This window comes from Rhizorhabdus sp. (genome assembly GCF_018006725.1).
Taxonomy (GTDB): domain Bacteria; phylum Pseudomonadota; class Alphaproteobacteria; order Sphingomonadales; family Sphingomonadaceae; genus Rhizorhabdus.
In genome coordinates this window covers 1-13,505 of sequence record NZ_JAGMXV010000130.1, presented here as the reverse complement: position 1 = coordinate 13,505, position 13,505 = coordinate 1, and the positions used below count along the sequence as shown (strand labels likewise).

General features: G+C 65.3%; 17 protein-coding genes. 10 read left to right on the top strand and 7 right to left on the bottom strand.

Annotation, left to right across the window (positions count from 1 at the left end):
* On the top strand, positions 1 to 1,334 hold a 1,334-nt coding region (locus tag KAY22_RS16900), incomplete at its 5' end, for an EAL domain-containing protein (protein ID WP_296624503.1).
* Here KAY22_RS16900 and KAY22_RS16895 read toward each other — a convergent pair.
* Genes KAY22_RS16895 through KAY22_RS16880 form a run of 4 tightly spaced genes read right to left on the bottom strand, consistent with a single transcriptional unit; the run spans position 1,310 to position 4,292 of the window.
* Positions 1,310 to 2,515, bottom strand: coding sequence for a CCA tRNA nucleotidyltransferase (locus tag KAY22_RS16895; protein WP_296624502.1), 1,206 nt, complete (start codon positions 2,513 to 2,515; stop codon positions 1,310 to 1,312). The genes KAY22_RS16900 and KAY22_RS16895 overlap by 25 nt on opposite strands.
* On the bottom strand, positions 2,512 to 3,123 hold the full coding sequence (locus KAY22_RS16890) for a CoA pyrophosphatase (RefSeq protein ID WP_296624501.1): 612 nt from the start codon (positions 3,121 to 3,123) through the stop codon (positions 2,512 to 2,514). Before KAY22_RS16890 ends, KAY22_RS16895 begins: the two co-directional genes overlap by 4 nt.
* Positions 3,120 to 3,686, bottom strand: a complete 567-nt coding sequence (locus tag KAY22_RS16885) for a DUF1285 domain-containing protein (RefSeq protein WP_296624500.1) — start codon at positions 3,684 to 3,686, stop codon at positions 3,120 to 3,122. Before KAY22_RS16885 ends, KAY22_RS16890 begins: the two co-directional genes overlap by 4 nt.
* A gap of 60 nt (positions 3,687 to 3,746) precedes the next feature.
* Positions 3,747 to 4,292, bottom strand: a complete 546-nt coding sequence (locus KAY22_RS16880; protein ID WP_296624499.1) for an N-acetyltransferase — start codon at positions 4,290 to 4,292, stop codon at positions 3,747 to 3,749.
* An 83-nt stretch (positions 4,293 to 4,375) separates the two neighbouring features.
* On the opposite strand from KAY22_RS16880, the gene KAY22_RS16875 reads away from it, so the two are divergent.
* From KAY22_RS16875 to KAY22_RS16865, 3 genes are all read left to right on the top strand, one after another.
* Positions 4,376 to 5,011: a glutathione S-transferase N-terminal domain-containing protein gene (locus KAY22_RS16875; RefSeq protein ID WP_296624498.1), complete on the top strand. Its 636-nt coding sequence runs from the start codon at positions 4,376 to 4,378 to the stop codon at positions 5,009 to 5,011.
* Positions 5,012 to 5,103: 92 nt separating this feature from the next.
* A complete protein-coding gene (locus KAY22_RS16870) occupies positions 5,104 to 5,871 on the top strand; it encodes an SDR family oxidoreductase (RefSeq protein WP_296624497.1) in 768 nt (255 codons plus the stop codon).
* The gene (locus KAY22_RS16865) at positions 5,871 to 6,269 is read left to right on the top strand and encodes a dihydroneopterin aldolase (protein WP_296624496.1); all 399 of its coding nucleotides are present in this window, start codon (positions 5,871 to 5,873) and stop codon (positions 6,267 to 6,269) included. The genes KAY22_RS16870 and KAY22_RS16865 overlap by 1 nt, the downstream gene beginning before the upstream one ends.
* A 7-nt stretch (positions 6,270 to 6,276) precedes the next feature.
* Here the strand turns inward: KAY22_RS16865 and KAY22_RS16860 are convergent, their stop codons facing one another.
* Complete coding sequence (locus KAY22_RS16860; RefSeq protein ID WP_296624495.1) at positions 6,277 to 7,164, bottom strand: hypothetical protein; 888 nt, start codon at positions 7,162 to 7,164, stop codon at positions 6,277 to 6,279.
* 250 nt (positions 7,165 to 7,414) lie between these two features.
* On the opposite strand from KAY22_RS16860, the gene KAY22_RS16855 reads away from it, so the two are divergent.
* The 4 genes from KAY22_RS16855 to KAY22_RS16840 all read left to right on the top strand — a co-directional run bounded on the left by KAY22_RS16855 (position 7,415) and on the right by KAY22_RS16840 (position 9,928).
* Positions 7,415 to 8,062, top strand: a complete 648-nt coding sequence (locus KAY22_RS16855; protein ID WP_296624494.1) for an energy transducer TonB — start codon at positions 7,415 to 7,417, stop codon at positions 8,060 to 8,062.
* Between the two features lie 82 nt (positions 8,063 to 8,144).
* A complete protein-coding gene (locus KAY22_RS16850) occupies positions 8,145 to 8,870 on the top strand; it encodes a MotA/TolQ/ExbB proton channel family protein (protein ID WP_296624493.1) in 726 nt (241 codons plus the stop codon).
* Positions 8,871 to 8,992: 122 nt separating this feature from the next.
* A complete protein-coding gene (locus KAY22_RS16845) occupies positions 8,993 to 9,475 on the top strand; it encodes a biopolymer transporter ExbD (RefSeq protein WP_296624492.1) in 483 nt (160 codons plus the stop codon).
* A gap of 24 nt (positions 9,476 to 9,499) precedes the next feature.
* Complete coding sequence (locus tag KAY22_RS16840) at positions 9,500 to 9,928, top strand: biopolymer transporter ExbD (protein ID WP_296624491.1); 429 nt, start codon at positions 9,500 to 9,502, stop codon at positions 9,926 to 9,928.
* Between the two features lie 82 nt (positions 9,929 to 10,010).
* Here KAY22_RS16840 and KAY22_RS16835 read toward each other — a convergent pair whose 3' ends face one another.
* The gene (locus tag KAY22_RS16835; RefSeq protein WP_296624490.1) at positions 10,011 to 10,997 is read right to left on the bottom strand and encodes an adenosine kinase; all 987 of its coding nucleotides are present in this window, start codon (positions 10,995 to 10,997) and stop codon (positions 10,011 to 10,013) included.
* A gap of 90 nt (positions 10,998 to 11,087) precedes the next feature.
* Here KAY22_RS16835 and KAY22_RS16830 point away from each other — a divergent pair, with 90 nt between their 5' ends.
* Positions 11,088 to 12,029: an XdhC family protein gene (locus KAY22_RS16830; protein WP_296624489.1), complete on the top strand. Its 942-nt coding sequence runs from the start codon at positions 11,088 to 11,090 to the stop codon at positions 12,027 to 12,029.
* Positions 12,026 to 12,601 (top strand): nucleotidyltransferase family protein, encoded by a 576-nt coding sequence (locus KAY22_RS16825; RefSeq protein WP_296624488.1) that lies wholly within the window; start codon positions 12,026 to 12,028, stop codon positions 12,599 to 12,601. Before KAY22_RS16830 ends, KAY22_RS16825 begins: the two co-directional genes overlap by 4 nt.
* A 17-nt stretch (positions 12,602 to 12,618) precedes the next feature.
* On the opposite strand, the gene KAY22_RS16820 is transcribed toward KAY22_RS16825, so the two are convergent.
* The coding region (locus KAY22_RS16820; protein WP_366514100.1) for an FtsX-like permease family protein at positions 12,619 to 13,505 on the bottom strand (887 nt) is incomplete at its 5' end.

The window sequence follows — 13,505 nt, the reverse complement described above, 5'->3', positions numbered from 1 at the left end:
TCGACCGCACCCAGCAGGTCGAAGGCGAGCGTTCGTTGCGTACGCAGATGCTGCGCGACAGCCTGACCGGCCTTCCCAACCGGGCGGCCTTCGCCGAGCAGGTCGAGAATGCGATGCTGAACTTCGAGACCGAAGGGCGGCAGTTCGCAGTCCTGTTGATCGATCTCACCCGCTTCAGCCGGGTCAACGAAGGCGTCGGTTCGCTTGCCGGCGACGAACTGATCATAACCGTCGCGCGCCGCCTTGTTTCGACGCTGCGCGCCGGTGACGTGCTCGCCCGGCTGGTCGGTGACGAGTTCGCCGTGCTGTTGAGCGTGGCCGACGATCCGTCCGAAGCGATGCGCGCTGCGCGCCGGATTCAGACGTCGCTCGCGACGCCGATCCGGCTGGGCGAACTCGAAATCAAGATCGACTGCGCGGTCGGCGTGGCGATGATGGCGCCGGCCGTCGACGATGCCGAGGATCTTATCCGCAACGCCCAATTTGCGATGAAGCGGGCCAAGGGATCCGGCCATGCCGAACTTTATCAGGCCTGCGACAGCACTGCGGCGCGCCAGCGTTTCAGCCTCGAGACCGAATTGCGGCGCGCGATCGAGCGCGACCAGCTCACCCTGGCCTTCCAGCCGCTGATGGAACTCGCGACGGGCAGGGTCGTCGGATATGAAGCGCTGGCCCGCTGGGATCATCCCGAAAAGGGGCCGATCTCTCCCGCAGAGTTCATTCCCGTCGCCGAAGAGTCCGGCCTGATCGTTCAGCTTGGCCGCTGGGCGCTGCGCGCCGCCACGCGCACGCTGGCCGAATGGGACCGAATGGCCGGTTCGCCGCTGCCCGTTCACATGGCGGTCAATGTGTCGGCGGTTCAGTTCCAGCGTGACGACGTCGTGTCCGCGGTGCAGGCGGCATTGGCCGAGAGCGGAATTTCCGGCAGCCGTCTCAAGATCGAACTGACCGAAAGCTGCATCGTCAGCGACCCCTCGGGCATCGCCAAGGTCCTGCGCGCGATCCACGACCTCGACGTCATGATCGCGATGGACGATTTCGGCACCGGATATTCTAGCCTCGCCTATCTTCAGAAGCTGCCGATCGACGTCCTCAAGATCGACCGCAGCTTCATCGCCCCGATGCTTGTCGATCGGGACTCGGTCGCCATTGTGCGGGCGATCCTGGGGCTTGCGTCGGCGCTTGGCATGACCACGACGGCCGAGGGCGTCGAATCCGAGCCGCTGGTCGAGACATTGATCGGTCTCGGCTGCGATGTCGCTCAGGGCTTTCACTTTGCTCGACCGCTGCCCTCCGATCAGGCCTATGCCTATTGGCGCGAGCGCAGAGCCTGATCGACCGCCTCCCGGGACAGCACGGACACGCGCTCGCCGTCCGGGAAGCCCTCCTCGACCCACTGCCGCTCCACCTGCTGAAGCGTCGCTGCGACCACGGGACCGGGTCGTAAGCCCATGGCGATCAGCTCGCCCCCGCCGAGCGGCAGGCGCGGCCGTTCCCAAGCGGTCAGCGCCGCAGCGTCGAGGCTTTCGATATCGCAGTCTCCGCGCAGCAGCAGATCGGTCGCGACCTCGTTCCCGTATCGATAGGCGAGCCTATGGGCAGGACCACTGTCACCGCTCGCCGAGAGTTCGAGCCGGCGCGTCGCGGCCTTCGACAATTTCAGCCGCCGGGCGATGGACACCGCGATCTCCGGTGACGCAGGCAAGAGCGCGCCCAGACGGCGCAGCCCATCGGGCAGAGTCCCGCTCTGGCCTTCGCGCGGGACGAGGCGCGATAGATTGTCGACTCCGTTGCTGTCGATCTCCGGAATGATCGGGCGGAAGATGCCGTTGTCGAACATCAGCCGGATGGTAGGCGCCGGATTTGCGCCGCCGAGCAGCTTGAGCAGTTCGTCGGCGATCCGCTCGCGCGACAGCGCCATCAGATCGTTGGCCCGCGCCACGCAGGCTGACATGGCGTCAGGGTCCGGATCGCCGTGCCCGAACCGCTCATGGAAGCGGAAAAAGCGCATGATCCGCAGATGATCCTCGGCGATCCGTTGCAGCGGATCGCCGATGAAGCGGACCCTGCCCGCGTGCAGATCGTCCAAGCCGCCGAAATAATCGAATAGCTCGCCGGTCAGCGGATCCGCCGACAGGGCATTGATCGTGAAGTCGCGGCGGGCGGCATCTTCGCGCCACTCGTCGGTAAAGGCGACAGTGGCGTGGCGGCCGTCGGTCGAAAGGTCGCGTCGCAGTGTCGTGACCTCGACCGGCCCGCTCGGGAGCAGGGCGGTAACCGTGCCATGGGCGAGCCCGGTGGGAATGGCCTTGAAGCCGGCTGCCACGATATGGTCGATGCTCTGCTCGGGCCGCCAGCGGGTGGCGCAGTCGACATCCTTGACCGGCAGGCCGAGCAGGCTGTCGCGCACCGCGCCGCCGACGAAGCGGATCATCCCGTTCTTTGCGCCGAGCGCCTCCATCAGGCGGTCCATGCCTTCGGCTCGCCGCCAGCCGCTGTCGGGCAGGCGGGTCATGCGGGCAGTTCCAGCGCTGCACGCAGGCGGGGGGCGATGGTCACGATCAGCCCGGCGGTCACGCCCCAGATGCGTTCGCTCGGCCAGTCTATCTCGAAATAGTGCCGCTCGATTCCGCGCAGCGTGCCGGTCTTGCGCAGATGATGCGCGTCGGACAGGAGATGGTCGAGTGGCACCTCGAACAGACCCGCCACTTCGGCTTCATGCGGCCGCAGATCCAGACCGTCGGGAATAACCCCGATCACCGGCGTGATCAGATAGCCCGACCCGGTCGCATAGGGTCGCGCGGTGCCGACGACGTTGACCTGTTCGGGCGGTAGTGACACCTCCTCCCACGCTTCGCGCAACGCGCCTCCGATCGGGCCGTCATCCTCGGGGTCGAGGCGCCCGCCCGGAAAGGCGACCTGGCCGGCATGAGCGCGCAGCCCGGCATGGCGGACGGTGAACAGCACGCGGGGGCGGGGGGCCTCGATGATCGGCATCAGCACCGCAGCCGGCACCAGCTTGCGCACGTCGCCGACGAGCCCTTCCTGCTCGATGATCGGTGCGTCATGATTGTCTGGTGCATCGGCGAGGCTCTGGCGGAGCCGTTGGGCAAGCGCGCTCATTCGTCCCCCAGCGGGAAGAACAGGCCTTCGCTCCACAGACCGACGCGCTCATTCTCCTCGGCCAGCGCCAGTTCGACCAGTTCATAATAGACCGGACGGTTGACCAGCGCCTTCAGTCCGCGCCGCACCTCCAGATAGGGATGGGGCCCGTCGGCGTCGTTGCGAATCTCGAGCGGGTGGTCGGGGCCGGCAACGATGACGTCGTCGGTGTTGAGTCGAAAGGCGAGGCGGCGGTTGCGGCCTTCGCCTTCGCTCTTCAGTTCGACGGCAAGGAAAGGGGCGTCGTCGACGGCGATTGTCAGTTTCTCGGCCGGCGTCACCAGCACATAGCTGCCGTCGCTCTCGCGGCGCAGGATCGTCGAGAACAGGCGCACCATGGCGGGGCGACCTATCGGCGAGCCTTCATGATACCAGGTGCCGTCCCGTGCGATACGCATCAAGCTGTCGCCGCAATGGGGCGGGTTCCAGGCTTCGACCGGGGGCGGGCGGTTTTCGGCTGCGTAACGGGCAATGTCCTGAAGCGAAGTCGCGGCGAAATCCGGGGCGGGGTTGCGTTCGGGCATGGCGGCGATGTGCCCCTTAAGCCGCGCATCTACAAGAGGTGGCTTGGACCGGAGCGGTGTTCAGACCGGACGCAGCTGCCGATCGTCGGTCTGGGCAGCAAGGCTGCGTGGACGAAGGAGCCCCTCGGCCATCACCTGCTGGCCGGGGTGCAGGCGAACGAGCAGGCGGTCGCGGTCGACCGGGCCGGGCACCTGCCAGCCGGCGGTCGCGTCGGCCATGAAGCCGAAGAAGCGGCCATAATAGTCGGCGTCGCCGATCAGCATCATCGGCTCCGCGCCAGTTCTGTCGGCCACCTCCAGAGCGGCTTCGACCAGTTTGCGGCCAAGACCGTCGCGCTGCCGATCGGGACGGACTGCGACTGGTCCGACGAGAATAAGCGGTTCGACCGCACCGGACGGGGTCGCGATTTCGATCGGCCAGCACTGAATGCTGCCGAGCAGATCGCCGTCCGCGTCGATCGCCGCAAAGCTTAGCGCCGGAATCGCATGCATGCCCTCGCGCAGCCGATAGGCGGTGCGGCCATGCCTGTCGGTTCCGAAAGCCAGATCGAGCAACTGCTCGACCGACGAGGTGGGGACCGAGGCGATGGGCACGAGGCTGATCAATGCGGTTGGGAATCCTTGTTCGGATGGAGCGGCGCCTTTACCGTCTTGCGATCGAATGTGAAGCAGAATCGGATGATGATTTCATGAAGCTGTTCGACTCGGACTGGGCGCCGAGCCCCCGGCGTGTCCGCATCTTCCTCGCGGAGAAGGGAATCGACGTCGAGCGGGTTCAGGTCGACCTCAAGACCGGCGACCAGCTGGCCCCCGCTTATCGGGCCGTCAATCCGCAGCGGCAGACGCCTGCTCTGCTGCTCGACGACGGGACTCTGATCGACGACTCGCTCGGCATTTGCCGCTATTTCGAGGCGCTGCAGCCCGAGCCCCGTCTGTTCGGGACGACCCCGGTCGAAATCGGACTGATCGAATCCTGGCTGCGCCGGATCGAGCATGACTGCTTCCAGGCGGTGGCGATCGCCTTTCGCAACCGGGTTCCGGTATTCGATGGCCGCGCGGTCGGGGGAGAATGGCCACGGATCGAGCAGATCGAAGCGCTCGTCGAGCGGGGCAGGTTGATGTGGTCGGCCTTTGCCGATGTGCTGGAGCGCCGGCTTGCCGGACGCTCTTATCTAGCGGTTGACGCATTCAGCATGGCTGACATCGCGCTGCTGGTCGCGATCGACTTCGGCCTCGCTACGCGTCTGCCCGATCCCTTCGAGGGGAGGCCCGCGCTTAAGCGCTGGCATGAAAGCGTATCGGCCCGACCATCGGCCAAGGCGTGAGCCGTGGATGACCTTGTGGACAAGTTGGGGAAAGGCTGTGAATCGGTCATAGGGTCCGCCACGCTGCCCCGACCGGGCACAGGGGATCAATAATGAACGCCGAATTCGGAAGCAGCAGGACCGCGATCGTAACCGGGGGCGCCAAGCGTATCGGGGCCGAACTCGTCAGGGCACTCGCAGCGGACGGGTGGACCTGCCTGATTCATTATCGTCATAGCGCGGAGGAGGCCTCGGCGCTGGCCGCAACATGCCCCGGCGCGCGAATCGTGCAGGCGGATCTGGCGGCGCCAGGCGGCCCGGAGCAGGTGATCGCCGCGCTCGAGGGCATGCCGCCGGCGGGGCTGCTGGTGAACAGCGCCTCGGCATTCGTCTATGACGGCTTCGACGACTTCTCGATCGAGGCCTGGGACATGCACATGGCCGCCAATGCCCGGGGCCCGGCTTTGTTGTCGCGCGCCTTTGCCGAGGCGGTGCCGAAGGGGGCCGCCGCGATGGTGGTAAACATTCTCGACGCCAAGCTGTCGCAGCTGAACCCCGATTTCTTCACCTATACGATATCCAAGATCGCCTTTGCCGGCGTTCATGAACTGCTTGGCCGCTTGCTGGCGGGGCGCGGGATCAGGGTCAATGCGATCGCGCCGTCGGTGACGCTCGTCTCCGGGCCACAGAGCCGGGAGAATTTCGAGAAGGTCCATGCGCTCAACGCATTGGGCAGGGGCGTCGAGGTGGAACAGATCGTCGAGGCGTTGCGCTTCCTGATCGCCGTTCCGACCATCACCGGCCAGACGATCACACTCGATGGTGGCCAGCGCTTTCTCGGCCTTTCGCGCGACGTCCAATATCTCGCTCAGGAGGATTGATGGATTTCCCCCAGCTCGACGGTCTCGTGCCCGAGGCTCTTGCTCCGCGCACGCGCCGGATCGTCCTGCGCGATTTCGCGGTGCCGATCGACATCGGTTTCCACGATTTCGAAGTGGGCAATCCCCAGCGCGTGTTCGTGACGGTAGAGGTCTGGCTCGACGAAGCCAGCTTCGCCTCGCGCGATGAGGTCGACTGCGCCTGGGACTATGATTTCCTGCGTACCGAGATCCTGTCGCTCGCCAAGGCCCGCCGCTACAATCTGCAGGAGACGCTGGCACGCGGCATCTATGCTCTCGTCGCCGCGCGTGCGGGCGTGAAAGGGCTCCGCATCTCGACCAGCAAACCTGATGTCTACCCCGACTGTGCGTCGGTCGGGGTAGAGCTCTCGTCCTTCTGAGGCCGCATCAGCGGGCGATAGTTCGTCCGCAGTTACCGAGCTGCTTCAACACGAAGCCATAGTCGTCTCGAACCGCCTGCGCATCGGACGCGCCGAGCGAGGCTGTGCTTCGCTCGGGCATCGTCGTGGGGAGAAAACAGGCGAGGCGGTACCACAGCAGAGTATCGCGCGCGGGTGCCGAGGCGCTGTCGTCCACCATCTCGCCCAATGCCACGGCCCATTGCGGCTGCTCGCCCGGTCGGCGCAGAATCGTGAGTGAGATCGGGCGGTTGTTCGGCGTGGTGAGGAATATCTGGGACTCGCTCTCGCCGGGAATCGCGCCGGGCACGTGGAAGGCGTTGCCGATGCCCGTGACGACCGGAGGAGCGGTCGACGCAGTCGCTTCGGTGAGAATCGCACGCAGTAGTGATTCGATGTTTTGCGTCCAGGTGACCTGTGAGTACGGCGAAGTGAGGCGCAATTCCTGGGGCCTTTGCGGAACCCGATTTCCGAAAATGACGAGGCGATTTTTTTTCAGCGAGGGCGCCTTGCCGCGGGCGTCGAGCGGGACGTCGACGATGTAGCTCACCGAGCCGGGCAAACCTTCCGCGCCGCGCAACAACATCGCCGTCTGCGCTTCGATCAAAAATCGGGCATTGCCTGCCTGCAATCCGGGCGCGAGTTCGCCTTTGAGCCGTTCCGCTTTGGTGACCGTTACGCCGGCGACTACTTGGGCGGAGAGGGCGAGATCGGCGAGATCGGCATAGGAAAGTTGCCGGATTCCGGGCGCTGTGGAAGGCGTCGCTGCGGGGGAAGCGGGCTGCGCGCCGAGCGCGGAGGGCAAAGATGACAATGCTATGGAAGCAAACATCATGCCAGTGCGAAAAGTGTTGGCGTTCATCCGGTCCATACGCATGGTTCGCTCCAGGGTTCCAGCGGGTGTTCGCGTCGTGGATAGCGTCGTCAAGGGGGTGGCGTCACGCCCGAAACCGGCATCCAATGCGCCGTTTCGCTTATTGCTTCCGTCGAACTGTCGCGATAAGGACACACCTCCGCTAAATATTATAACTATGTCTGGCGGGTGAAGGGCCGGGCGCTAATGGCACTCCCATTGGTGCGTGCCGGTACAAATGCTGGCTTTGGATTGGAGGGAGTGTCGTTCCTTAATGGCTTATGGCGATCAAACCCTTAGCACCCGCAAGGTGGTGTCGATTGGGCTGGTGGTCCTGCTCCATGCAGTGATCGGATATGCCTTCGTCACCGGGCTTGCGTATAACGTCGTCAAGAAGGTCGCTCGCGACCTCAAGACGTTCGACGTCGTAGAAGAGGCGCCTCCGCCTCCGGATCAGCCTCCGCCTCCGCCACCGGAGACGAAGATCGAGCCGCCGCCCGTCGTGGCGCCGCCTCCGATCGTTCAGGTGGCCCCGACCGTCGCTCCGCCGATCGTGTCGGTTCCGGTTGCTCCGCCGCCGGTCATCACGCCGGCCGCTCCGCCCGCGCCTCCGCCTCCGGCGGTTTCGCGTCGGGGTGAACCGCGTGGCACCCCGGGCGAGTGGGTTACCCCGGAGGATTATCCTTCTGCCGATCTCCGCGCCGAGAATCAGGGCACGACCGGCTTCGAGCTGGCCGTGGGCACCGATGGCAAGGCGACGAATTGCTCAGTGACGAATTCGAGCGGCTTCCCGTCGCTTGATCAGAAGGCTTGTCAGATGTTGTTGCGCCGGGCGCGTTTCAAGCCCCAGCTCGATGGCAATGGCCAGCCCATGCCGTTCACCTATCGCAATCGCGTTCGCTGGCAGATCCCGAAGGATTGAGCTTGTGTCGGGCTGACCCGGCGGTCCGCCCGGCTTCTATGACCGGATACAACAGACAGTTTCAGAGAAGGAAATTCAGTTTATGGCTAGTCCCGCAGCCGAAGGTTCGAACCCGTATGGCCTGATGGCCGCTCTGGAGCAGGGTGGCACGATTGCTTGGGCGACGTTCCTCATCCTCGTCGTCATGTCGGCGGCGTCCTGGTACATCATGTTCACCAAGCTGCTCGAGCAGCAGAAGATCCTCAACCAGGGCAAGAAGGCCCGCGCTTCCTTCTGGGCGGCACCGAGCCTGAAGGACGGCCAGGCGAAGCTCGAGAAGAACTCGGCTTATCGTCAGATCGTCGACGACGGTATCCTCGCTCAGGAGCAGCACACGAAGCTGACCGACCCGGTCGACCAGCATGAGTGGCTCACCGGCTCGCTGATGCGCAGCCAGGGCCTGATCAACTCGAAGCTCGGCAACGGTCTCGCGGTGCTCGCCACCGTCGGTTCGACCGCTCCGTTCGTCGGTCTGTTCGGTACCGTTATCGGCATCTATCGCGCGCTCATCAAGATCGGCGCCGCCGGTCAGGCCTCGATCGACGCCGTCGCCGGCCCGGTCGGTGAAGCTCTGATCATGACCGCGCTGGGTCTGGCCGTGGCCGTTCCCGCAGTGCTCGGCTACAACTGGCTGATCCGTCGCAACAAGGTCGTTGCCGAGCAGCTCGCTGCTTTCTCGACCGACCTGCACGGTTACATGGTTTCGGCCGGCGCCGTTAAGCCGGTGACCACGGTCAAGGCCGCTCCGGCCCCGGCCGTCAAGAAGTAATCGACCGACGTACAGGGCGGGGGCCATGCGCTCCCGCCCGCGTCTCGAAGGACGTCTGGCCCAGGGAACGGCGAACGAGCCGGACCTTCATCGGGTCGAGCAAGTAGATAGGATTAGTGCCGATGGCCATGAGTGCCGGCCCCGCCGAAGACGGCGCCCCTATGTCGGACATCAACACGACGCCGCTCGTCGACGTCATGCTGGTGCTTCTGATCATCTTCCTCATCACGGTTCCGGTCGTCATTCAAACGGTGCCCGTCAAGCTTCCGAGCGTCGTGTTCGAACCCACGACGACCAAGCCCGAGAACGTCGCGCTCTCGGTGCGTGCGGCGGCTGATGGCTCCTGCGAAGTTTATTGGGGTCTCACCAAGGTGAACTCCTCGGAACTGATCGACCGTGCCGTGGTCAAGCTGCGCAAGGAAATCGACAAGCAGGGTGGCCCCAACGCTCCCGGCCTCGAGCTTCCGGAAGTGCACATCCGTGGTGACGTGAACACCCCCTATCGCTGCATCGGCGGTACGGTGTTCGCGATGCAGCGCGCCGGGTTCACCCGCGTGGGCTTCATCTCGGAACCGCCGGCTGGCTTCGCCAGTCCGCGCCTCTAAGCCCGCTTACTAGGAGTAGTCATCATGGCAATGTCAGCGGGAACTGCCGAAGGCGAACCGATGATGGACATCAACACCACGCCGTTGATCGACGTGATGCTGGTGCTCCTGATCATGTTCATCATCACCATTCCGATCCAGACCCATGCGGTGAAGCTCGACCTTCCGGTCGACAGCGGGCCTAACACCCCGCCACCGGTCGATCCGATCAAGAACAAGGTCGTGATCACGCCGACGGGCGAGGTTCTCTGGAATGGTTCGCCGATCGATCTGGTGCGTCTGCGCCAGTATCTCGACATCACCCAGACGATGAACCCGGTCCCCGAGCTCCATCTGGAGCCGGACGCCCAGGCTCGCTACGATCTGGTCGATCGCGTTCTCGCGGTCACCAAGCGGGCCCAGGTCGAGAAGATGGGCTTCGTCGGCAACGAGAAGTACGGCAACGCCTTCTAAGCGTTCCAACCTCTCGAAACGAATAAGGGCGGCCTCTCGGCCGCCCTTTTTTATTGTCTTCGATCGGGACTCGCCGCCGGGCTCAATCGAGCCCGGCATATTCGCGAAGCGGCGTTTCCGGTCGCGCGCCGAAATGCGAGATGACCTCCGCCGCCGCCAGCCCGGCGATGCGCCCGCATTCCGCCAGGGGAAGATCTTGCGTCAGCCCGTAGAGGAAGCCTGCGGCATAGAGGTCGCCTGCACCGGTCGTGTCGACGACCCGTTCGACACGGGCAGCCGGGCTTTCGACCCGCTCGTCGCCACGGATCGCGACCGACCCCTGGGCACTGCGCGTGATCGCGGCGATCTCGACCATCGGCTTGAGCCGCTCGACGGCGGCATCGAAATCCTCGGTCTGGAAGAGCGCGAGCAATTCGCTCTCATTGGCGAAGAGAATGTCGATCCGGTTGGCGATCAGGTCGAGGAAATCGGCACGGTGGCGCTCGACGCAGAAGGCGTCCGACAGTGACAAGGCAACCTTGCGGCCCGCACCATGGGCGATGTCGGACGCGCGATGGAAGGCCTCCTTCGCGTGGGGCTCGTCATAGAGATAGCCCTCGAGATAGGTGATCTTGGCGGCGGCGACCATCTCGGCGTCGATATCCTCGGCCTTCAGATTCACGCAGGCACCGAGATAAGTGTTCATCGTGCGCTCGGCGTCGGAGGTCACGAAGATCATGCAGCGGGCGGTCGACGGGCCGTCGCTTGCCATGGGGGTGGTGAAGTGGACGCCGGCGGCGAGAAGGTCGTGCCGATAGGCCGCACCCAGTTCGTCCTGCTTCAGCTTGCCGATATAGCCGCACTTCGCGCCGAGCGAGCCGAGGCCGGCAATGGTGTTGCCAGCCGATCCGCCCGAGGCGCGGGTGACCGGGCCCATGGCCGCATAAAGCCGTTCGGCAGTGTCCTCGTCGACCAGCGTCATCGCGCCCTTGGCGAGATTCTGTTCGGTCAGGAAGCTGTCATCGGCATGGGCCAACAGGTCGATAATGGCATTGCCGATGCCGACGACATCGAGGGTGGCGTCCGTCATTCAATATCCTTGCTTTGGGCAGGGGCCTGCGTGATGAGAAGGGGTTTCCATGCCCCGCAGCCCCGCTGCGGGCAACCCCCCGACGGACCGATGCTAGACGAACTTGATGAACTTTTGACCAAGGCGCTCGACTGGCGCGAGCAGGGTCATGGCGTCGCGATCGCGACTGTCGTGCAGACCTGGGGCTCGGCCCCTCGCCGCCGGGGATCGCACGCCGTGATCCGTGACGACGGGCTGTTCGAAGGCTCGGTGAGCGGCGGCTGCGTCGAGGGGGATGTTCTGGTGACGGCGCAGGCGCTGCTGGATGCGGGGGGCGGGTTCGCGCGCCGGGACTATGGGGTGCAGGACGAGAATGCCTGGACCTTCGGGCTTGCCTGCGGGGGCAGCATCGAGATCGCCGTCCAGACAGTCGACGAGTCGCATTTCCCACCTGCGCTCATGTCCACCCTCCGCGACGAACGGCGGGCCGGACGTGCGGTAACGGTCGCGACCGATCTGTCGACCGGCGCATCGACGATCATCGATCATGCGCCCGAGCCGCGCCAGGACCAGTTCGTCAACGCCTATGCTCCGCCTCTGCGCATGCTGATCGTGGGCGCTGTTCATGTGAGCCAGCAGCTCGTGCCGCTGGCGCGCCAGCTCGGCTACCGTGTGCATGTCGTCGATCCGCGTGACAGTTTTGCCGCCGCAGAGCGCTTCGTCGGGATCGATGTCGACACGAGATGGCCCGACGAGGCGTTCGAGGAGTGGAAGCCGGACAGTGCGACGGCGATCGTCACGCTGACCCACGACCCCAAGATCGACGATCCCGCGCTGGAGGCGGCGCTGCGCAGCGAGGCCTTCTACGTCGCGGCACTCGGCTCCCGCAGAACCCATGCCAAAAGGATCGAGCGACTGACCGCCAAGGGCTGGAGCGCCGAGGCCCTGGTGCGGATCGACGGTCCTGCCGGCATTGCCATCGGTGCCGCTACCCCGGCGGAGATCGCGCTGTCGATCCTTGCGGGTGCGACGGCAGCCCTGCGCAAGGCGTGATCGTCGGCGCGATCCTGCTGGCGGCGGGCAGTGCGCGTCGCATGGGCAACGACAAACTGGGCATGGATCTTGGCGGGAGGCCGCTGGTGGCACATGCCCTGCAAAGCCTGTGTGGTGCGGCACTCGACGGCGTTCTGGCGGCTGTACCGCCCGGATCTCCTCTCGCCCAGCATCTCGCGGCACAAGCCACGCTGGTCCAAGTCTTCGATCATGCGGAAGGCATGGGCCGCTCGCTGGCCAGGGCGGCCGCTCTCATTCCTGCGCATTGGGATGCGGTGGTCGTCGCCCTCGGCGACATGCCGTTCGTTCGCAGCGAGACGATCGACCGACTCGTCGACTGCGCTGCGCCGGACGCCATCGTCCGTCCGCGTCATGAGGGACGGCCCGGCAATCCCGTACTGTGGGGCCGGGCCTATTTCGCAGCCCTGACTGGTCTGCGCGGAGACGAAGGGGGGCGCTCGCTGTTACGCGGCCGTCAACCGACCTATGTCGATTGCGACGATGCAGGCGTCCTGTTCGACGTCGACACGCCCGAGGCGCTGGCCGAGGCGCGTGACCGGCTGCGCGGCTGAGGCGAGCGCCGGGCCGGTCAGAGCGAACGTAGCGCCTGTGCCGGCCGCGCGTTGAGGATCGGCAGCGATCCCATCAGCCCGATGCCCAAGGTCCCGACCGCGCCGACGAGCAGCGTGACGGCGACCAGCCCCCAGTCGGGCGCCCAGGCCAGCTCGAAGATCTGCGTTACGACATACCAGCCGGCCGCGCTGCCGGCGCCTAGCGCGAGCAGCGCGATGACCGAGGCAAGCAACGCATATTCGATCGCCTGCGCCATCATTATCTGTGCGCGGCTGCCGCCGAGCAGTTTTAGCAGCACCGCGTCGTACAAGCGCGCCCGTCGCGAGGCGGCGATCGCTCCGATCAGCACCGCGATACCGGCGGCTAGAGTTACCGCGGCGGCGGCGCGGATCGCGGTCGCCAACTGACCGAAGATTTCGCCGATCTGACCGGCAACATCCTTGACCCGGATCAGCGATACGGCGGGAAAATTGCTGACCACGGCTCGGTTGACGGCGGCTTCGCGCGTGTCGGGCAGGGCGATCGTCGCCATATAGCTGTGCGGTGCGCCTTCGAGCGCGCCCGGCGCGAAGACGATGCCGAAGTTGAAGCCCATTCGCTCCCAGTTGATCCGACGGATCGAAGCGATCTCTGCCTCCATCTCGACGCCCAGGATCGAGAAACCGAGCTTGTCGCCCGGTTTCAGGTCGAGCGCCTTGGCGGCTTGTTCGTCGATCGAGACCAGCGGCGGACCGGCATAATTTGCGGGCCACCAGCGACCGGCAACGATCTCGTTGCCCTCGGGCAGGGTGGCCGCATAGGTCAGGCCTCGGTCGCCGTTCAATATCCACGCGCCCTTGGGCAGCGGCTTCAAAGCGGTAACGGGTGTTCCGCGAACCGTCGTCACTGTACCCCGTAATGATG